Annotated in this window: 18 protein-coding genes; 8 read left to right on the top strand and 10 right to left on the bottom strand. The window is 69.8% G+C overall.

What is annotated here, in order from left to right:
* The first annotated feature begins 18 nt into the window (after nucleotides 1-18).
* The 3 genes from istB to CyaNS01_RS07490 all read left to right on the top strand — a co-directional run bounded on the left by istB (nucleotide 19) and on the right by CyaNS01_RS07490 (nucleotide 1,985).
* A complete protein-coding gene (gene istB / locus CyaNS01_RS07505; RefSeq protein ID WP_186696547.1) occupies nucleotides 19-828 on the top strand; it encodes an IS21-like element helper ATPase IstB in 810 nt (269 codons plus the stop codon).
* Between the two features lie 146 nt (nucleotides 829-974).
* The gene (locus CyaNS01_RS07500; RefSeq protein WP_225875556.1) at nucleotides 975-1,595 is read left to right on the top strand and encodes a hypothetical protein; all 621 of its coding nucleotides are present in this window, start codon (nucleotides 975-977) and stop codon (nucleotides 1,593-1,595) included.
* 159 nt (nucleotides 1,596-1,754) lie between these two features.
* Entirely contained in the window at nucleotides 1,755-1,985 is a 231-nt protein-coding gene (locus CyaNS01_RS07490; protein WP_225875555.1) for a hypothetical protein, read from the top strand.
* 125 nt (nucleotides 1,986-2,110) lie between these two features.
* On the opposite strand, the gene CyaNS01_RS07485 is transcribed toward CyaNS01_RS07490, so the two are convergent.
* The 9 genes from CyaNS01_RS07485 to CyaNS01_RS07445 form a co-directional block, all read right to left on the bottom strand.
* Complete coding sequence (locus CyaNS01_RS07485) at nucleotides 2,111-2,452, bottom strand: c-type cytochrome (protein ID WP_186696545.1); 342 nt, start codon at nucleotides 2,450-2,452, stop codon at nucleotides 2,111-2,113.
* A gap of 107 nt (nucleotides 2,453-2,559) precedes the next feature.
* Nucleotides 2,560-3,597, bottom strand: a complete 1,038-nt coding sequence (locus CyaNS01_RS07480) for an NAD(P)-dependent oxidoreductase (RefSeq protein WP_186696544.1) — start codon at nucleotides 3,595-3,597, stop codon at nucleotides 2,560-2,562.
* Nucleotides 3,598-3,605: 8 nt separating this feature from the next.
* Entirely contained in the window at nucleotides 3,606-4,664 is a 1,059-nt protein-coding gene (gene hemE / locus CyaNS01_RS07475; RefSeq protein WP_186696543.1) for a uroporphyrinogen decarboxylase, read from the bottom strand.
* A 56-nt stretch (nucleotides 4,665-4,720) separates the two neighbouring features.
* A complete protein-coding gene (gene glgB, locus CyaNS01_RS07470; protein WP_186696542.1) occupies nucleotides 4,721-7,033 on the bottom strand; it encodes a 1,4-alpha-glucan branching protein GlgB in 2,313 nt (770 codons plus the stop codon).
* Between the two features lie 70 nt (nucleotides 7,034-7,103).
* Nucleotides 7,104-7,916: a DUF3887 domain-containing protein gene (locus CyaNS01_RS07465; protein ID WP_225875554.1), complete on the bottom strand. Its 813-nt coding sequence runs from the start codon at nucleotides 7,914-7,916 to the stop codon at nucleotides 7,104-7,106.
* Nucleotides 7,917-7,930: 14 nt separating this feature from the next.
* The gene (locus CyaNS01_RS07460; protein ID WP_225875553.1) at nucleotides 7,931-9,634 is read right to left on the bottom strand and encodes a CocE/NonD family hydrolase; all 1,704 of its coding nucleotides are present in this window, start codon (nucleotides 9,632-9,634) and stop codon (nucleotides 7,931-7,933) included.
* Nucleotides 9,635-9,976, bottom strand: a complete 342-nt coding sequence (locus CyaNS01_RS07455) for a hypothetical protein (RefSeq protein ID WP_225875552.1) — start codon at nucleotides 9,974-9,976, stop codon at nucleotides 9,635-9,637.
* A 67-nt stretch (nucleotides 9,977-10,043) separates the two neighbouring features.
* Nucleotides 10,044-10,355: a DUF4332 domain-containing protein gene (locus CyaNS01_RS07450; protein ID WP_370561806.1), complete on the bottom strand. Its 312-nt coding sequence runs from the start codon at nucleotides 10,353-10,355 to the stop codon at nucleotides 10,044-10,046.
* Nucleotides 10,356-10,458: 103 nt separating this feature from the next.
* Nucleotides 10,459-10,929: a Ycf51 family protein gene (locus CyaNS01_RS07445; protein WP_186696541.1), complete on the bottom strand. Its 471-nt coding sequence runs from the start codon at nucleotides 10,927-10,929 to the stop codon at nucleotides 10,459-10,461.
* Nucleotides 10,930-11,098: 169 nt separating this feature from the next.
* On the opposite strand from CyaNS01_RS07445, the gene CyaNS01_RS07440 reads away from it, so the two are divergent.
* The 5 genes from CyaNS01_RS07440 to CyaNS01_RS07420 are packed head-to-tail and all read left to right on the top strand — an operon-like array spanning nucleotide 11,099 to nucleotide 19,098.
* Complete coding sequence (locus CyaNS01_RS07440; protein WP_186696540.1) at nucleotides 11,099-15,295, top strand: translocation/assembly module TamB domain-containing protein; 4,197 nt, start codon at nucleotides 11,099-11,101, stop codon at nucleotides 15,293-15,295.
* 1 nt (nucleotide 15,296) lies between these two features.
* Nucleotides 15,297-16,208, top strand: a complete 912-nt coding sequence (locus tag CyaNS01_RS07435; protein ID WP_186696539.1) for an ROK family protein — start codon at nucleotides 15,297-15,299, stop codon at nucleotides 16,206-16,208.
* A 7-nt stretch (nucleotides 16,209-16,215) separates the two neighbouring features.
* On the top strand, nucleotides 16,216-17,610 hold the full coding sequence (locus CyaNS01_RS07430) for a glutamate-5-semialdehyde dehydrogenase (protein ID WP_186696538.1): 1,395 nt from the start codon (nucleotides 16,216-16,218) through the stop codon (nucleotides 17,608-17,610).
* Entirely contained in the window at nucleotides 17,607-18,044 is a 438-nt protein-coding gene (gene folB / locus CyaNS01_RS07425; protein ID WP_186696537.1) for a dihydroneopterin aldolase, read from the top strand. The genes CyaNS01_RS07430 and folB overlap by 4 nt, the downstream gene beginning before the upstream one ends.
* Nucleotides 18,037-19,098 (top strand): polysaccharide pyruvyl transferase family protein, encoded by a 1,062-nt coding sequence (locus tag CyaNS01_RS07420; protein ID WP_186696536.1) that lies wholly within the window; start codon nucleotides 18,037-18,039, stop codon nucleotides 19,096-19,098. Before folB ends, CyaNS01_RS07420 begins: the two co-directional genes overlap by 8 nt.
* On the opposite strand, the gene CyaNS01_RS07415 is transcribed toward CyaNS01_RS07420, so the two are convergent.
* A complete protein-coding gene (locus CyaNS01_RS07415; protein WP_186696535.1) occupies nucleotides 19,067-20,071 on the bottom strand; it encodes a hypothetical protein in 1,005 nt (334 codons plus the stop codon). The genes CyaNS01_RS07420 and CyaNS01_RS07415 overlap by 32 nt on opposite strands.
* Nucleotide 20,072: the final 1 nt, after the last annotated feature.

The following is a 20,072-nucleotide window of genomic DNA, read 5'->3' as shown; positions in this document are numbered from 1 at the left end:
CTGCAGCCGATGGCCACGATGCCGCCTGTCCCCATCGAGGATCTCGACGACATGCTCAGCCGCCTGCGACTGACTGCTATTCGGGATCAGCTCGACAACCTGCTTGAGGAAGCGGCCCGCAAGGAGCTGAACCTGCGTGAGGCGTTGACCTGGCTGTGTGCGGCGGAGATCGCCCGCAAGGACCAGCGGCGAATCGCGATGGCGATGAGCATCGCCAAGTTCCCGTTCGTGCGGACCCTGGAAGGGTTCGAGTACGAGGCCCAGCCCTCGCTCGATCCGGGCCAGATCCGGGAACTTGCCACCTGTCGCTGGGTGGCCAACGGCGATACCCTGCTGCTGCTCGGTCCGCCTGGAGTAGGCAAGACACACCTGGCGGTCGCTCTGGGGCGTGAGGCGGTGAGCAAGGGCTACACCGTTCAGTACGTCTCGGCGATGGAGCTGATCTCCACTCTCGCCCGGGCCCATAACCAGACGGCGCTGGAGAGCCGGCTGAGCCAGTACGGCAAGAGCAAGCTGCTGATCATTGACGAGCTGGGCTACCTGCCACTGGAGCCCGATGCGGCACACCTGTTTTTCCAACTAATTTCCCGCCGCTACGAGCGCGGCAGCGTCCTGATCACCTCCAACCGCCCCGTCATGGAATGGGGCGAGGTGTTCGGCGATCAGGTCGTTGCCACCGCGATCCTCGATCGGCTGTTGCACCACAGCCATGTGCTCACCGTTCGGGGCGACAGCTACCGCCTGCGCGAGAAGCGCCGCTCCGGTCTGATCAAGAGCAGCAGTGCGGTGAGCACCGTCCCCGCCACTGGGGACGGAGGGGGCCCATGAGCATCCCGTTCCTCCCGATCCACCCCCATCCACATACCCAACGACTGATGAGCAAGACCTACCGGCGCCGGCTACGGCGTCAACAAGCTGGGGTTCAAGCCCCACAGGGTGGGCCAGATTTCGTGTCGCCGGAGGACCAATTCCGGATGTCGCTTGACACGCTCTATGGCGCCGGGGCCAGGCCCGCCGTGGAGGGTGATCGCTTCAATCGGGTGACCATCAACAACAACTTCTACAGCCGTGACATCCACGGCTGGAACGACAACTGGCGCGGTGGCGGCTACTGGAACAGCCGGCCCTGGAACCATGGCTGGTATGGCGGCTGGGGCGGCTGGAGCTGGTGGGGGGCCAGCGCTGCGGCCTGGGGTGTGGCGGGCCTGGCCACGGGGGCCGCGATCGGCTCCCTCGTGAATGCTGCGGCAGACCAGCAGTCCACGCTGATCGTGGTGCCCGAGACCGACATCCAGCTTGACTATGGCTCCGTGGAGAGTGTGGGCACCGGCGGGGTGAGCTTCAACTACAACCTGGAGGGCAGCGGTCAGCTCAGCTGCTCAATGCCGTCTGCCAGGTGGCCTACGGCTCTGGCAGCTGAATCACCCCGGCGTTGGGCCCACACAGTCGCAGCGGGCAGCCGTCGGCCCCATAGACCGCGTCATGGGGTGACAGACAGCCGAGTTCGTTTTTGCCCCTCACCTGGTTCGCCGGCAGCCGCTTGGGCTGCAGCTCCCGTTGGCTCTCCGGCACCAGCATGGGGCAACCACCCGTGATCACCCTCTGGGCGCGGGCCGCCTGGCCCAACTGCCCTACCAGGCTCACGGCCAGGCCCAGCATCAAGGCCCGATAGTGGTTGGCCATCGTGGCTCCAGCAATCGCTCCTACTCTGACCCGGTTTCGACGCCGGTACCGTGGCGCTGCAGTGACCCGCCATGGAGATCGGTATGGAAGCACCCGTCTACCCCCAGGAGTTGATCGCCGAGCTTGTCGAGGCTTCCAGGGAATTTGACGCCACCGGGCGTGACCCTGAGCGCAACTGTTGGATGGCGGTGCATCGCCATGTGCACGGGGTGCCGCCGAGTGAATACGACATCCGCGAGGTACCCGAGGATCTGTATCTGGCCGTTCTTGCGCTCCGCAAACAGAATTCGGCTGCGTCCTGAAGGACGACCCTCAGGCTGAGCCGAGGTCAGCACCACCAGGAAGACATGAAAAAAGCCCCGGCCTAGACCGGGGCGCTTGCTGTTCGGTGATTGGCCCACCTTTCAGGGTTGGCCAGGCCGGGAACTCAGGCCCAGCCCTTGCCGGCCATGTCTTCCACGTAGGCGGCCACGTCGGCGATGTCGCCTTCGCTGAGCTTGCCGCCGAAGGCGGGCATGGCGTTCTTGCCGTTGGTCACCTGGTAGGCGATGGCGGCTTCGTGGTCGCTGCTGTAATCAGCCAGGTAGGCCTCAAGGGCGTCCTGCTTGAGGGTGCGCTCCGCGTTCACCACATTGCCGCCGCCCATGTGGCAGGCAGCGCAGTTGGCGGAGAAGAGCTGGCCGCCGTGGGCGACATCAGCGGCATAGCTGGGGGCAGCGCCCAGCACCAGGGCGAGGCAGAGAGCGATCAGGGAAAAGAGACGGCGCATGGAGGGGCGCATCAGGCATGGGCTACCCGAAAACTTAAGCGCCGCAGGGGCGGCTGTGCTTGGCGACGCCGAGCTTCGAAACATTTGCGACATGGCAGCGCATCCCCCTACTCCCGCCCCGGCGGCGGCGGCAGCGGGCCCCGCTGCGGCAGGCCCGCATCGGCGAAGACCGCCTCCAGGCTGGGCGCGTGGCTCACCTCGCCGAAGCGCTCCGGCGGGCTGATCGGCTGGTGCACGAAATGGCGCTGCCGTATCGAAAAGCGGTCCCAGGGCGTCATCTCGATCCGCAGCAGCTTGATCAGGCCCTCCACCAGCCAGCCACGCAGGTCGAGGCCGAAGGCCGGGATCCAGGTGCCCCGCCAGCGGCCCAGCTGCCGCACGGTCTCATTCACGGTGACGGCGGGTTGGCCCAGCACCAGGCGGCGCAGCGGCCCCTGGGCCGGTTCCGGGTTGGCCTGGTGGGGCTGGGTGGCCAGGTGCACGCACACCCGGGCGATGTCGGCCGCATGGATGAAGTGGAAGGAGGCGTCAGCCCGCAGCCAGCGGGCCAGCCAAAGCCAGCGGGCCGCCTCCCCCAGGCCCGCGGTGAGGTAGCTGGTGGGGAACGGGCCGCCGCCATCGAGCCGGCCGCCGAACACCAGGGTGGGAAACACTGCCACGATGCGCGCTGCCAGGGGGTGGTGCTCCAGCTGCTGCAGGCAGAGGGCCTTGGTCTGGATGTACTCGGTGCCGTAGCGGCTCGCCTCGGGCAGCAGGTGCAGGCGGCGATCCAGCACCGAGGCAGTGGAGAAATAGATCAGCTGCTCCAGCCGCTCCGGATCGGTGAGGTTGAGCAGGATCTTGACGGCTTCCACGTTGACCCGCTGGGCCCGCTCGGGATCCCCCCAGGCCGTGGCCGTGTGGAGGATCCGGCTGGCCGAGCCGATGGCGGCGGCAGCGGCCTCCTGGCCCGGTTTGCCCAGCTCGCGCAGGTCGGTCACCACCAGGGTCACGCGGGGATCGTCCTGGGGCACCGCCGTGAGTTTGGCTGGATCACGCAGCAGCAGTAGCAGCTCGGCGTCGGTCTGGCGGTAGAGCAGCTCTGCGATGTACTGGCCAACGCAGCCGCTGGCGCCGGTGATCAGGATGCGTTGGGGCCGCTGCACCCCTGGGCTCAAACGGCGGCTCCGAGCAGCTCGCTCACCGCCTTGCCGGTTTCAAAGAACACGCGGGCGTTGTCTTCCGGGGTGCCCGGCAGGATGCCGTGGCCGAGGTTGAGGATGTGGCGGCGGCCGCGGGCCTTGCGCACCGTGTCGAGGATGCGCGCGCGGATCGCCTCCGGGGTGCCGAACAGCAGGCCCGGATCCACATTGCCCTGCACGCCGAGGTGCTCGGGCAGCCGGGCGCAGCCGTCGGCCATGTCCACGGTCCAGTCGAGGGAGATGAAGTCCACCCCGGTGCTGGCCATGCGCTCGAGCACGCCGGCGCTGCCGGAGATGTAGAGGATCAGGGGGGTGTCGGGGTGGGTGGCCTTCACCTGATCGATCACCCGCTTCTGGTACGGGGCGGCGAACAGGTCGTAGTCGATCGGGCTCAGCTGACCGGCCCAGGAATCGAACAGCTGCACCACCTGGGCCCCCGAATCGATCTGGTAGCGCACGTAGGTGGCGATCGCATCGGCCAGGTGGCCGAGCAGCTGGTGCAGCAGCGCCGGCTCCTGGAAGGCCATCGCCTTGATCACGGAATAGGTCTTCGAGCTCTTGCCCTCCACCGCGTAGGCGGCCAGGGTCCAGGGAGCCCCCACGAAGCCGAGCACGGCGGCGGCGTTGCCCACGTCAGCCCGCAGCCGGCCCAGCACCTCGCCCACGAACGGCAGCGCCTCGGCCGGATTGAGGGGCCGCAGGGCATCCACCTGGGCCTGGCTGCGGATGGCGGGCTCGATGACGGGCCCCCTGCTCTCGATGATGTCGAAGTCGATGCCGATCCCCGGCAGGGGCGTGAGGATGTCGGAGAACAGGATCACCCCGTCGGGCTGGAAAGCCCGGAACGGTTGCATCGAGATCTCGTAGGAGAGATCGGGATTCTCCGAGCGCTCGCGGAAGCCCGGATGGCGGTCGCGCAGGTCGCGGTAGACCTTCATGTAACGCCCCGCCTGGCGCATCATCCACACCGGCGGCCGCTCCACCTGCTCACCTCGGGCGGCGCGCAGCAGCAGGGGAGCGTTCGGGGCCATCGGCAGAGAGTTGGAATGGGGGTCTGAAGGGGAACCTACCTGAGCAGGTCTGGGCTTCAGGCGGCTGGCAGGGCTTCGGCGGTCCGTTCGTCACAGACCCTCTGACTGCGCTTCTCATCCCGCTGAAACACCAGCACGGCCAGGGGGGGCAGGCACAGATCCAGGGAGTGCTCGTAGCCGTGCAGGGCCCAGTCCTCGGTGCAGCGGCCGCCGAGGTTGCCGAGGTTGCTGCCGCCGTAGCGCTCGGCGTCGGTGTTGAACACCTCGTTGTAGTAGCCCTCCACAGGCACACCGATGCGGTAGTGGGAGTGGCTCTGGGGTGTGAAGTTGGCCACCACCACCAGCCAGTGACCCGTGGCACTCTCGCGTCGCATGAAACTGATCACGGAGTGGCGGTTGTCACTGCAATCAATCCACTGGAAGCCGTACTCGTTGAAGTCGTCGCCCCAGAGCGCCCGCTCGGAGCGGTAGAAGACGTTGAGGTCGTCCACGAGGTGCTGGATGCCCTGATGGGGGGCGTGGTTGAGCAGGTCCCACTGCAGGTCACCCCACACATTCCACTCGGAGCGCTGGCCAAACTCCATGCCCATGAAGATGGTCTTTTTACCGGGGTGGGTCCACATGAAGGCGAGCAGGGCGCGCACGTTGGCGAACTTCTGCCAGTCGTCACCCGGCATCTTGTGCAGCAGATGGCTCTTGCCGTGCACCACCTCATCATGGCTGAGGGCCAGCATGAAGTTCTCGGTGTAGGCATACCAGATCGAGAACGTGACGTTGTTCTGGTGGTACTGGCGATCTAGCGGATCCAGCTCGAAATAATCGAGCATGTCGTGCATCCAGCCCATGTTCCACTTCAGGTTGAAGCCGAGGCCGCCGATGTCGGTGGGCTGGGTCACCATGGGCCAGGTTGTCGACTCCTCAGCAATGGAAAGGGCGCCGGGGAAGTGCTGGAACAGCACATGATTGGCCTGCTGCAGGAACAGCACCGCTTCGGTGTTCTCGCGCCCCCCCTGCTCGTTGGCCAGCCACTCCCCATCGGGGCGCAGGTAGTCGCGGTAGAGCATCGAGGCCACCGCATCAACGCGAATGCCATCGATGTGGAATTCCTCAAACCAATAGATCAGATTGGCAACCAGGAAGTTGCGCACCTCATTGCGGCTGTAGTTGAAGATCAAGGTGCCCCATTCCTTGTGCTCACCAATGCGCGGATCGGCATGCTCGTAGAGGTGGGCCCCATCAAAGAACGCCAGCCCATGGGCATCCTTGGGGAAGTGGCCGGGCACCCAGTCGAGAATCACGCCCAGCCCCTCGGCATGGCAGCGGTTGACGAAGGCGCGGAATTCATCCGGTGTGCCGTAGCGGCTGGTGGGGGCGTACCAGCCCGTCACCTGGTAGCCCCATGAGCCATCGAAGGGATGCTCGGAGATCGGCATCAGCTCGATGTGGGTGAAGCCCCGGGCCTTCACGTAGGGAATCAGCCTGTCGGCCAGTTCGGGATAGGTGAGAAGCCGTGCTCCCGGTTTGAGATCTGCGGCCTGGATCGGCGTTCTGGCCCGGCCGTTCTCTTCCAGAAAGGGCTGCTCGGCGCTGCCGTGCATCCAGCTGCCGAGGTGCATCTCGTACACCGAAATCGGCTGATCCAGCGGATTGCGGCTGTCCCGCTGGCCCATCCAGCCGTCGTCGCTCCAGGCGAAGTGACCCAGCGGCTCCACGATCGAGGCATTGGCGGGCCGCACCTCGTGGCGGAAGCCGTAGGGGTCGGCCTTCTGGTAGCAGTGGCCGGCCTGGGAGCGCACCTCGTACTTGTAGATGGCGCCGGCGTCCAGACCCGGGATGAACAGTTCCCAGCAGCCTCCCAGCCGCGACTGCATCGGATGGTGGCGACCATCCCAGTTGTTGAAGGGGCCCAGCACCGCCACGCTGCGGGCATTGGGTGCCCACAGGCAGAACATCACGCCGGCGACACCGTCTCGCTCGAGCCGATGGGCCCCCATGCGGTGCCAGATGTGGTGGTGGTTGCCCTCGGCAAAAAGATGGCGATCGAGTTCGCCCATCCACTCGTCGCGGAAGGCCCAGGGGTCGTGGGCCTCATGGGTGAGGCCCCCCCGTTGAACCCGCAGCCGATAGGCCGGGCCGGGGTCGTGGGACAGCTCCGCCTCAAACACCCAGGGGTGGTGGGGTGCGGTCATCGGCAGGCTGAGCTCGCCGCTCAGCAGGCTCACCTGCTCCGCTTCCGGCAGCCAGGCCCGCACCACCCAGCTGCCGCCTCCCAGGGGCTGATGCCCGAGCACGGCAAAGGGATGGTCATGGCGGCACTCCGCCAGGCGGCGGGCATCGTCCACCATCCACTCCACAGTGGGGACCGCCATTGAGACACTGCTTGGGGGACCTGACCTTAGGCGGCCGATCCGCCCTCAAGGACCTGCAGCCGGGCTGGCTTCAGCGGGCTGGAGCCGGGGCTTTCTGCGGGGGGTTGGGATCCTGGGGAAAATCCACGCCCGTGATCTCGTTGTTGCTGTTGAGGATCACGAAGAGGTTGTCGGTGAGGCGGTTGAACTCCGTGTTGACCAGCACCAGCTGACTGTCGTCGGATTGGCTGGCCTCGATCACCCGCACCACCCGCACGAAGTTGCCGGTGCTCCGCTGCAGTTGCATCCAGCGCGATTGGAGCGTGGCCGTGGTGAGCTCCTCCTGCAGCGGCAGGGAGAGGAAGCTGCGGGCACTGATGAAATGCCCCCTGCTGAGGGAGCGCACGAAGTCCGCTGCCACGCGGCTGGCCTTGGCATCGGTGAGGTCGAAGTGGTAGCCGGTGAGCTCGCCCTCGGGGTTGAGCACGATGAACAGGTCGCGTACCCCATCACTGGTGGTGAGGCTGGCCTCCACGGTGGTGGAGGCCAGACCGCCGCGCACGCTGAGCAGGGTCCAGCTCAGCAGATCCGGCTGAGTGCGCATCGTTTCCGCCACCATCTGGGGGCTGCTGATGGCCTTGAGCTCTTCGGAGAACTGGGCAAAGCGGAGGTTGGGATCGCGGCTCTGCACCGCCTTCAGGATCCGGTTCGCCGCCGCGCGGGCCTCCTCCACCGTGAGCCCGTTGGTCGCTTCAGCCGCGGCCGCGGCAGCATCGGCCAGGGCCGGCTGAGGGAGCAGGGGGGGCGTGCCGGAGAGCAGCAGGAGGCCCGCAGCGAGGGTGAGGGCCCTGGCCGGCAGGAGCGGCAAGGAACGCGGGGAGCCCGACGGCAGGGAAAACCGCATCAGCAGCGCTGGGATCAATGGCCACAGTTTGCCCCAGCTTCTGTCCAGGCGAAGGGTGCGATGGTCAGCCTGGACTCCGCCGTGGCCAGCCAGTAGGTGATCACCCGGTGGCGGCTGTCTGCGCCGCCCCAGGGTTGATCCCCCGTTCCCGGGTTCACGGCCAGCTGGGGCCAGGCCGCTCCAGCCAGGGACAGCCGCAGCCGCTCCCCCGGCTCCAGGCGGGTCCAGAGGGGCTGCAGGTGCAGGGTCAGGCAGCGGACCTGGCGGCAGTGGGGGCCCCGTTGGCGCAGCACGCCGGTACAGAGCTGGCGCACCGCCCCGCTGCGCTCCAGCACCGACAGGGCGGCGCAGAGGTCGAAACCGTCCTGATCGGCGGCAACCTGCAGCTCCAGCCGCGGCCAGCCGGCGATCAGCTCAGGGGCCTCCAGGGGGGTGGAGCTGAAGCAGGCCACGTCGGTGCGCCGATCCAGGTCGCTGCGCTCGCAGAGGCCGGCATCGAGGCCGAGATGCCCACCCCGCCCCGGCACCGGCCGCCAGGGATCGTGCACCCAGCTCACGGGCTGACGCGGCCGGGCCCCGCCACCGCCACCGCCACCGTCGCCAGGGGCGCTGGCCGCCAGCCAGCCCTCCTGCGGGTCCACGGCAGCCAGCCCGGCACTGCCGAGCGCCCAGCTGCGAGGCCCAGGGGTCTGCTCCCGTCCACCTGGCGCTTCGCTCCGGCCCCGCAGCCAGGGGCCTCCGCGGCAGTCCTGGAGGGCCACAGCCTGGGCCAGGTCCTGGGCGGCCTCCACGGCAGGCGTCCCAGTGGGCTCCAGGGGAGCGTCCTGGAGGTGGTGGCGGAAAAAGCGCAGTTGCAGCCCATCGAGGCCACCGTCCCAGCGCAAATGGCTCCAGGCGCCGAGGCGCAACAGGGGCTGGCCGCCTCGACGGCGGGCCTGCTGCCAGAGATCCAGCACTCCTGAGAGATGGGGGTCGTGCCAGCCGCCGATCAGCAGCATCGGCTGGCGCCAGAGGGCATCCGGCGGGCTGTGGCGGCTCCAGGCGGTGGGTTCGCCCGCATCGCTGCGCAACCAGCGCAGGGCCATGCCGCCCGGGTCGTGGCGCTGCATCAGCTCCGGGCCCGTGCTCAGAAACTGGCCGCTGTCGAGGGCGCCGCGGATCTCGAGCCAGCCCTGGCTGTCGCCGCGGCGACGCAGGCGCTCGGCCGCCAGCTGCAGGCCCCAGCCAAGGCCGAGGGCCCACCAGTGAGCGCCGCCGCTGCTGGCCCAGTGCAGGCGCTCATCGAGTCCGGCCATGGCGGGAGCCAGGCAGTCCGGCAGGGGGCCGTCAGCGTCCAGCAGCAGCTGAGCCAATCCCTGGTAGGAGAAGCCATAGCAACCAAGACGGCCGTTGCTGCCAGGCAGCTGCCTGGCCCACCGCAACGTGTCTGTGCCATCGCGGGCCTCCTGGGCGAAGCCGGCGAAGTCCCCCTCCGAATCGCCCCGGCCCCGCACGTCCTGCACCACCACCAGGAAGCCGTGGCTGGCATACCAGCTGGGATGGGCGTAGGTCACCGTGGAGGCGATGGCGCGGCCGTAGGGCTGGCGCATCAACAGCACGGGCCAGGGGCCCTCCCCCTCCGGTTCCCAGATCCGGCTCACCAGCCGCACGCCATCCCGGCAGGTGAGCCAGTGGTCCTGGGGAGAAGGCGGACCCGAGCCCTCAGCCTGGGGGACCACTCAGCGGACGTCGGGGCAATGGAGGCCCACCACGTAGGTGGTGAGCACCTCGGCATCGCCGGGGCTGAGGTTTTCCTGTGTGGCGATCACCCGGGTGGCCTTGCGGCTGGTGTACGACACGCCATCGGCATTCATCTGGCGCAGCTGGGCACAGAGCTTCTTGGCCTTGGCTGGATTGCGCTTGACGCTCTCGAGCAGCTGGGACTGGCTGCGGGCGGGTTGGCTCAGCAGCGGCGGCACCAGGGCCAGGGCCGCCAGCAGCAGAGCCACCGCCGGCGCTGCACGGCGATACCAGGGCTGGCGGGTGAGGGAGAAGGACTGGTTCAAGTTGGACACGGCCATGGATCTGGAGATTTCCCGGCTCCCCACCATTTGAAAGGGGGTGAGGCGGTCACTCCCCTGGCTGGGGTCAGTTTCTGGTGCGGCGATCCCGGGCCCGCTGGATCCACTGCCTCAAGCGGGCCAGGCTCAGCATCGGGGCTGCCAGGCCGGTGAGGCTGCGCTGCAGGCGGCCCATCTGCACCAGCAGCCGCTGGGGGTCGGCCTCTGCCAGGGCGCGCCGATCGGGCACGCCGGCGTACAGCAGCAGGGCGGCTTCGGCAGGCTCCAGGCCCACGTCGATCACCAGCCGCGCCTGGCCGCGCAGGCGGATCAGGCGCGCTTCACTGGCCCCACCGGCCCTGCCCAGTCGCCTCAGGGCGGTGTCGTCGAGCCCGGCCAGCCCGCTCCAGCTGCCGATGCCGGCGGCGCTGAGCTGGCGCTCCTCCCGCGCGAAGTGGGGCGGCAGGCTCCAGCGGGGCTCCCCCTGGGGGCTGGCGTCGCGCTCAGCCAGGGTCGATCTCCACTGTGCCGGTGTTGAGGTTGCGCGTGGCTTCCGCCAGCACCACAGGCGCGTTCAGCCCGGGGCCGATCGCCTCGACCCGGCGCAGCCGCACGTGCACCAGGCCCGTGGGGGTGCTGCGGCCGCTGTTGCGCAGGTTCAGGGCCACCTGCTCCACGCTCGGCAGCGCCGCCTCCAGGGGGAAGTCCGCGCTGGCGGTGGCGATCACCAGATCCCCGCCGTTGTCGTACACCACCGGCACGGCCAGGGCGCCCGGCACGGTGACCCGGGGGCGGTAGCTGATCGCGAAGGCCAGGCAGGAGAGGGCCAGCAAGGCGGTGAAGCTGGTGATGCCAACCAGCCGGAAGCGGATGCCCCAGCGCTGCAGGAAGCCGGCGATGGTCAGCAGGGCCAGAACCCCGCTGGCGGCGCCGAGCCACTCCCCCGCGCTGAACAGGATCGGGTCGGTGGACATGGGGCTGGAGGGGGCTGGGCAACGCCGTTATATTGCGCCCGCACAGCGCGATGGCATCCCCGGGGGAATGGCGGTGGTGCCGGATCAGAACCCTGGGGAGGAGCATTCAGAGGCGGCAGACAAGGCCAGCCAGGCTGACGATCAGCCAGTTGGGAAGAGGCCTCTGCGCGTGGGGCGGCCGACCCCCCTGCTGCTGGCTTCCGTGGCCACGATGGCGGCCACCGGGGTGGCGATCGGCTCCGCCGATGCGCTGCTGGCGGGGGTCTACCGCCGCGTGCAGCCACGCCTGGAGTCGACCCTCGGCCGGGCCCTGGGTCACCCCCTTCAGCTCGGCCCCTACCGCGGCCTGGGCTGGTCGGGATTGACGCTGGGTCCCAGCCGGGTGCTGCCCGGCCCCGACGACGCCTCCACCCTGGACGTGCGCCAGCTGTCGCTGAGCCTGGACCCCCTGGCCAGCCTGCGGCTGCGCCGGCCCGTGCTCCAACTCGGGCTGGTCGGTCTGGAGGCCAACCTGCGCCGCAATGCCCAGGGGCGCTACTGGGTGCTGCCGCCCGATGATCCGAACGCCGAACCGCCGCGGCTGGACCTGCGGCTGCGGCTGGAGCAGCCCGCCCAGCTGAACGTCGCCCCCGCTGGCGTGAGCCTGCAGGTGGAGGGCAGTGCCGACCTGAAGCTGCACCTTGAGACGATCAAACTGCGGGCGCTGGTGCGGCCCTCCGGCCCCGCCGCCGGTCAAGACGGCAGCCTGCGGTTGGTGGGGGAGGGCAACTGGGGCAAGCAGAGCGCCAAAGCCCAGCTGCTGAGCCAGGGGTTTCCGCTGCAGCTGCCTGCCCGGTTCCTGGGATTACCCGGCTCCCTCAAGGGCGATGGCAGCGGCCGGCTCACGTTCTCCTGGCGGGATGGGGGGCCCCAGTGCGAGGGGGAGCTGCAGCTGCAACGGGTGCAGTGGCAGGCCCCGGGCTCCAACCCGCCGCTGAGCCTCAGGGAGCCCCGCCTGCGCTGCAGGGGTCAGCTGATCTCGCTGCCGGCCACCAGCTGGCGCTGGGGTGACTTCGATGGCCGCGTCGGTCTGCAGGCCCGCTGGCAGCGCCAGCAACTCGCCCTCGACACCCTGGAAGTGCTCCGCCTCAATTCCTGGCTGCGGGTGCGGGGCGAGCTGGGCAAACGCCTGCAGCTCGACGGCTCCTGGCAGCTGCTGCCCAGCGAGTTACCCCAGACCCAGGGCACGCCGCCGGGGCTGCTGGGCGAGGCGTTGCGGGGCCAGCTCCAGGTGCGCGGCAGCTGGCCCAGGCCCCAGGTGGAGGCTGCCCTGAGCCAGGCCAGCAACCCCGTGATCGGCTCCTGGAACGGGCTGCTGCGCTGGAATGGCGAGCAGCTGCGCCTGGAGAGGCTGCGCAGTGCCCACCTCACGGCCAGCGGCAGCCTGCCACTGCGTTTCAATCCCGGTCAGCCGCTGCGCCCCGGCCCCCTGGATCTGCGCCTGGCGATCAGCGATTTCCCGCTGCCGAAGCTCAGCGCCGCCGTGGGCACCGACCTCGAAGGGGTGCTCAATGCCTCCGGCAGCATCCGCGGCCCGCTCACAGGCCTGACCCCGGACTTCGCCCTGACCGTGTCCAGCCCGGGAGCCGGCCCCCTGCGGGTGTCGGAAACGTGGTCTGGCGACTGGTTCGGCAACGCCGCAGGAGGCGGGCGGCTGGCGATGCGCGCCGTGGGAACCACCGAGCCGGCCACGCTGGAGGCGAGCCTGGATCGCCGCTGGGTGCCCGAGTCGGTGCTGTTGCGGCGCAGTGGTGGGGCCCTGGCCCTGAGGGGGTCGCCGCGGCTGTACCGCTGGACCGCCGACGCCTTCCCCCTCGATGGCGTGATGCTCACCCTGGGGCCCCGCAGCCAGCGCCAACCGCTGAAGGGAGCCCTCAGCGGCGCGGGGGAACTGGAACTGCAACCCCTCGCCTTCAGCGGCCAGGCCAGCCTGGATCGGCCGGTGTTACTCGGTGTCTGGGCCGAGGAGGCCAGCATTTCCGGCCGCTACACCGAGCGCCGCTATCAGGCTCGCGTCGATGTGGTGCCGCTCAGTGGAGGCGGAGTCGCGATCGACTGGAGTGGCCGCTGGAAGGGCCCCTTCCAGGCCACGGTCACGGGGCGGGAACTGCGGGATCCGCTGGTGCGCCAGCTCCTGGAGGCCTGGCCGCTGTGGCAGGGCGAGGGCCAGCTGGCCAGGGGCACGGCGTCAGATCTCGGCACCTTCCTGATCGACACCCTGGGCGGCAGTCTGGATGGCCAGCTGGCGGCCCTTGAGCTGGCGCGCACGGCCCTGCAGGGGGCCCGCCGCGATCCGCTCAGCGGCCTCACCGTGGCCCAACGGCTGGAGAAGCTGGCGGGACGCTTCGACCTCGATGCCACGCTCACCGGCCCCAGGCTGGTGGACACCCGCGCCGACCTCTCCATCAGGGCCCACCTCTGGCTGCCGGGTCAGGACCAGGACCTGGCCCTCACCAGCGAGCCCGTGCAGGTGACGTTGCAGGGCCCCTTCCGCATGGGCCAGGGCCAGCTCTCGCTCTCCGGCCTGCCCCTGGCCCTGGTGGCCCTGCTCACGCCCGTGCCCGAGACTCTGCGGGGCCGGATCGCCGCTCAAGGGCGTTACAGCCTGGGCGGCGCTGATCCGGAACTCAGCCTGGACTTCGCCCTGGAGGATGGGGCTCTCGGAGAGGCGCCCCTGCTGCTCGAGCGCGGCGCGGTGGCCGTGGCTGGGGACGTGCTCAACGTGGATCTGGCTCTGCGCGCCGAGGGGGCGGAGAGCAACGTCGAACTGGCGGGCCAGGTGCCGCTCAATCCAGCCAGGGAGGGGCTGGAGCTGCGCCTGGCCAGCCGCGACGACGGCCTGCGCTTCCTCACCGAGCTGGCCCGCCCGGAGCTGGAGTGGAACGCGGGAGGCGGCGACCTGCAGCTGCTGGTGCGCGGCAGCCTCGACGATCCGATCGCCAACGGCTTTCTGCGCTTCCGCGATGCCGCGCTCACCCTGGTGGGCCAGAAGGTGGAGAACCTCCAGGCCACCGTGCTCTTCGACTTCGAACAGCTGTTCCTGCAGGAGTTCACCGCCCAGGTGGGCCCGCAGGGGAGCATCAGCGGCAGTGGCAGCCTTGGCCTGCTGGAGCCAGCTGTCATGGAGGACGGTGAGCCCTCCCAGCTCAGTCTGGAGCTCACGGACGTGCCCTTCGCCCTGCCGCGGGTGAAGGCCGTGGCGGCCGGTTCCCTGCTGGTGTCAGGCAGCCTGGCGGCCCTGGACATCGGCGGCGACCTGAGCATGTCCAAGGGCACGATCAATGTGCAGCCGGAGGGTGCGGCGCCGGCAGCTGGTGACAGCACCACGACGGTGTCGCGTGAGGCGCTCCAGAACTGGGACTTCAGCAGAGCTCTGGACCTGCTGGGGCCTGGCGTGGAAAGCCGGGCGAGCGCCAACCTGCGCGACCTGCTGCCCGCCGCGAGCGTGATCGGTTTCGACGATCTGCGCCTCAGCCTCGGCCCGGACCTCACCGTGGTGGTGCCCAACCTGGCCAGCTTTGCCTCCGAGGGGATGCTGCGCATCAACGGCCGGCTGGATCCCAGCCTGGAGGCGCGGGGGGTGGTGCGGCTCAAGCGTGGCCGCCTCACTCTGTTCACCACCACCTTCAGCCTCGACCCCGAGGCCCCCAACGTGGCGGTGTTCACGCCCTCGGCAGGGCTGATCCCCTTCGTGGATGTGGCCCTGCGCACCCGGGTGTCCGACACCCTCCAGGTGGGTGGCCTGGGAAGCGGCTCCCTGGGGCCTTCGCTGGCGGAGCTCGAAACCCAGGGGGGCGCCGGCACCCTCGATCAGCTCAACCTGGTGCGGGTGTTTCTGTCCGTGAGCGGGCCGGCCGATCGGCTTGCCGACACGCTCGAGCTGCGCAGCAGCCCGCCGCTGCCCCAGGACCGGCTGCTGGCCCTGATCGGCGGCAACTCCCTGGCGGGCCTCACCGAAGGCGGGGCCGGCGCCGCCCTGGCCACGGTGTTGGGCCAGACCCTGCTCGCCCCCCTGCTCGGTAACCTCAGCGACGCCTTCGATCAGCGGCTCAGCTTCGCCCTCTACCCCGCCTACGTGACCCCCACCCTCAGCAGCCGCTCCGAGCGTCGCTCCCAGCAGGTGCCCCCCCAGCTGGTGCTGGGCTCCGAGATCGGCCTCGACATCAATGAGCGCTTCAACGCCTCGGTACTCGCGGCCCCGAACCGCAGTGACGTGGCCCCCCAGCTCAACCTCAACTACAAGGCCAGCGATCTGATCAACCTGCAGGGATCCGTCGACACCCAGGGGGTGTGGCAAGGCCAGCTGCAGGTGTTCCTGCGCTTCTGAGATGGCGGGCTCCGGACGGCAGGCGATCGGGGTGGATCTGGGCGGCAGTGCCATCAAGCTGGGCCGCTTCAGCGAGGCTGGCGACCTGCTGGCCGAGGCCGTCTGCCCCACCCCCCAGCCGGCCATGCCCGGCGCCGTGACGATGGCGATCCAGGAGGCGGTGGAAGCGCTGGATCCGCAACGGCTGGCCGAGCGGGTGGGCATCGGTCATCCGGGGCCCAGCGACCGCTCCTGCCGCCGCGCCAGCATTGCCATCAACCTGCCCGGCTGGCGGGATGTGCCCCTGGCCGACTGGCTGGAGCCGCTGCTGCAGCGTCCCGTGACCCTGGCCAACGACGCCAACTGTGCCGCCATCGGTGAGCTCTGGCACGGCGCCGCCCGCGGTGCTGCCGACGTGTTGCTGCTCACCCTCGGCACGGGGGTGGGGGGGGCGGTGCTGCTGGGCGGGCGGCTGTTCACCGGGCACGCCGGCGCGGCCGCCGAGCCCGGCCTGATCGGCCTGCAGCCCGATGGCCCGCCCTGCAAAAGCGGCAACCGGGGATCCCTGGAGAGCTATTGCAGCATTGCCGGTCTGGGCCGTCTGAGCCCGCTTGATCCGCGGGAGCTCTGCCGTCTGGCCGACGCCGGCGATGCCGAGGCCCTGGCGGTATGGCACCGCTATGGGCGCCTGCTCGGCATCGGTCTCTGCTCCCTGCTCTATGTGCTCACCCCGGAGCTGGTGTTGCTCGGTGGCGGCCTCAGCGGCGCCAGCCACCACTTTCTGCCGGCGGTGTGGGAGCAGGTTCAGGAGCGGGTGCTGGCCGTGAGCCGCCACGATCTGCGCATTGAACGCTGTGCCCTGGGCAACGGCGCCGGCCGGCTGGGGGCGGCGCGCCTGGCCTTCGAGCGGCTGCAGCCCGGCGGATTGAGATGATGGAGCCATGACCTCCATCGTCTCCAGCTCTCCTGCGGCCTCGTCCACGGCTGATTCGTCCACGGCTGATTCGGCCCGTGCTGCTTCGCCCGCAGCTGTAGCTGTTCCCGATCCCAGCCCTGAGCTGCTGCAGCGGGCGGTCACGGTGCGGCGCAGTGCCATGGACCTGGGCCAGTGCTCCGATCGGCAGCGCCAGCAGGCGGTGCTGGCGATGGCGGAGGCGCTGCAGGCTTCCCGGCAGGCGATCCTGGCCGCCAATGCCGCCGATCTGGAGGCCGCCGCCGCCGATCAGCTGGCGCCGGCGCTCGTGGCCCGGCTGAAGCTCGATGCGGCCAAGCTCGAGGCTGCCATTGAGGGGGTGCGGCAGGTGGCGGCGCTGCCCGACCCCCTCGGCCAGCGTCAGCTGCACACCGAGCTTGATCAGGGCTTGGTGCTGGAGCGGATCACCGTGCCCCTCGGCGTGCTGGGCGTGATCTTCGAGGCGCGCCCCGATGCGGTGATGCAGATCGCCTCACTGGCGATCCGCTCCGGCAACGGCGCCATCCTCAAGGGCGGCCGCGAGGCCAGCCGCAGCTGTGCCGCCATCCTCGACGCCCTGCAGGAGGGCCTGGCCCGCAGTGCCGTGGCGCCCGAGGCCCTGGCCCTGCTGACCAGTCGTGAGGAAAGTCTGGCCCTGCTGAAACTCGATGGGCTGGTGGACCTGATCATTCCCCGGGGCTCGAACGCCCTGGTGCGGTTCATCCAGGACAACACCCGCATTCCGGTGCTGGGCCACGCCGACGGTGTCTGCCATCTCTACGTGGATGCGGCCGCCGACTGCGCGCTGAGCCTGCGGGTGGCCCTGGATGCCAAAACCCATTACCCAGCCGCTTGCAACGCGATTGAAACCCTGCTGGTGCACCAGGCGATTGCGGACCGGTTCTTGCCGCTGGCGCTGCCGGCCTTTGCGGCAGCCGGGGTGGAGCTGCGTGGCGATGCGGCCAGCCAGGCCCTCGGAGTGGCCGTGGCGGCCAGCGAGGACGACTGGGGCTGCGAGTACTCCGATCTGATCCTGGCGGTGAAGGTGGTGGAAGACCTCGATGGCGCCCTGGAGCACATCAGCCGCTACGGCTCCCGTCACACCGAGGCCATCTGCACCGCCGACGAGCAGGCCGCCGACCGCTTCCTGGCCGGTGTCGACAGCGCCGGTGTGTTTCTGAACTGCAGCACCCGCTTCGCCGATGGCTTCCGCTACGGCTTCGGCGCCGAGGTGGGCATCAGCACCCAGACCCTGCCGCCCCGGGGGCCGGTGGGACTGGAGGGCCTGATCACCTACCGCTACCGGCTGCGCGGCCAGGGGCAGACCGCCGCCGACTACGCCAGTGGCGAGCGGCAATTCAGCCACAGGCCACTGCCGCTGTGAGCGCAGAGGCGAGGGCAGCAGACGTCTATAGCGATCAGATCCTGGTCCGCGGCCTGCGGCTGTGGGCCCACGTGGGAGTGCTGGAGCAGGAGCGGCAGCTGGGCCAGTGGTTTGAGCTTGACCTCACCCTGGCGGCTGACCTGAGCCGGGCCGCCCGCGAGGACGACCTGGCCGCCAGCCTCGACTACAGCCTCCTGATCACGGCCCTGCAGCAGCTGGCCCGCGCCACGGTCTGCCTCACTCTGGAGCAGTTCAGCGAGCGCATCCTCGAGCGGGCTGAGCAGCTCTATGGCGCCGTGCCGATCCAGCTGGAGTTGCGCAAGTGCTCGCCGCCGGTGCCCGGCTTCGGCGGCCAGGTGGCCGTGCGGCGCCAGCGCCGCTGGCCCGCCGCCGCTGAGAGCGCATCTGGAGCTGCGGGGTTCCCCCATGGCTGATCGCCTCGGCCACTGGCTGCGGGGGCAGGCCTGGCTGCAAGGCCTGCCCTGGCTGCAAGGCCTGCCCTGGCTGCAACCCCAGGGCTGCGGACCGATCGCCCAGATCTGGTGGGGCAGCTGGCCCCGCGGCGCCACCCTGGGGGATCTGCTGGCGGTGGACAACCTCTCGGCGGCCCTCACCCGGGCCGGGATTGAGCACAGCGTGCTGTCCCACCCCAGCCATGCGGGCCCGGCCCATCGACCCACCCCGGATCCCTCGGCCCTGGCTCCCCAGCTCAGCACCCTGGTGTTCGTCTGCGGCCCCCTGGTGCAGACCAAGCGCATGCGGCGCCTGCTGGCGGCCAGTGGTCACACGCGCAAGCTGGCCGCCGGCGTGTCGCTGCTGCAGAGCCAGCAGCCCCTCAACCGCCAACTCGATGGCGTGGTGGCCCGCGACGGCGCGGAGGCCCCTGGCAGCCCAGGCGCAGGAGAGGGCGTCAACCCTGGCCGCTTCGATCTGGCCATCAGCCACTGTGAGCCTCCCCTGGAGCGCTCCCGGCCCGCCAGCCTGGCCGAGGCCCGCATCGGCCTCTGTCTGCGCGGTCGCCAGAAGGATTACGGCCTCGGTCGCGATCGCTCTGCGGCCGTGGAGGCGCTGTTCACCGAGGTGCTGGAGCGCCAGCCAGGGCTGGTGCAGCCGATCGACACCGTGCTCTCGGCCACCAATCCACGGGAGCGCATCGAGGCCCAGTTCGCGGCGGTGGACCTGGTGCTCACCACCCGCCTGCACGGCTCCCTGCTGGGCCTGGCGGCTGGCGTGCCGGTGATCGCCGTGGACCAGATCGCCGGCGGCGGCAAGCTCACCGAGGTGCTGGGCCGCATCAGCTGGCCGCTGCTGTTTGCAGCCGAAGATCTCACGCCCGACAGCCTGCTGGCGCTGATGCAGGGCTGCATCGAGGCCTGTCCCCTTGAGGCGATCGCCGCCAGCCAGGCGCGGATGCTGGTGCTCTCGCGCCAGGCCGTGGAGGCCTCGGTGGCGCTGATCAGGGAGCAGGTGCGGAGCGATCCCTCCTGAGCGCCGGCGGCCGCCGCAGGCGGCTGCCCAGCAGGCGGGCCAGCTTCCGGGGCAGGTCGGCCAGCTTGAGGCGCAGCAGCAGCAGCCCCGCCAGCAGCCCATCGCGCTGCCCCCGGGCATGGCGTGCCATCAGCACCTTGAAGCGACCGTGGTAGTGCACGCAGAGCAGCCGCACCCGCTGGCCATTGGCCCTGCGGAACCCATAGGCCTGGCCCTGCTCGAACACCAGCCGTTTCCAGGGGCGCACCAGCAGCGGCAGCGGCCTCACCGCCTCAAAGCCGCGCACATGCTCGATGCAGCTGTCGTAGAGGGCGTCATCCGCCGGCAGGCGCTCGCGGATCAGCACGGCGTGGCCGGTGCTGCGGCACCAGGCCCGCCACAGCGACATGTCGGAGATCCAGTGGCGGCCATGCTGTTTGCTGTTGCGCGCCATCAGCTCGGCCAGGCGGCTGCCGCTGGCGTAGGTGCGGCTCACCTCACGGCAGAACTCCTCCAGGGCGGCGCGGGCCTGGATGTAGGTGCAGTGGGGTAGGGCCCGCTGCTCATCCCAGTGGCTGAGGGCCACGGCATAGCGGCTGCAGCGCAGGGCCTCCTGCCGGGCATCGCAGAACAGCAGCACATCCGAATCGAGGGCCAGCACCTGGTCGAGCCCTTCCCGTTCCATCACGGCCAGCAGCACGAACCAGCGCTCAATGCAGAAGCGCTCCCACTCGAGGCTCTGGGAGGGGCTGTGGTGGCGGTAGTCCTGCAGAAAGCGGCGATGCGCGTCGGAGCGGGGCAGGGCGTCGATGGCCACGAAGCGATCCACCGCCAGGGCCTCGTTGCTGGCATCGCCCGCCAGCACGATCGGCACGCCGGGGTTGCAGCGCCGCGCCTGCTGCAGGCACACCGCCAGATAAGGACTGGCGGAGCGGTGCACCACCACGATCCCGAAGCGGCCGCCCAGGCCTTGGCCAGCTGCAGCGTGGGTCATC

This window comes from Cyanobium sp. NS01 (assembly GCF_014280235.1).
Taxonomy (GTDB): domain Bacteria; phylum Cyanobacteriota; class Cyanobacteriia; order PCC-6307; family Cyanobiaceae; genus NIES-981.
This window is presented reverse-complemented; position numbering and strand designations above follow the sequence as displayed.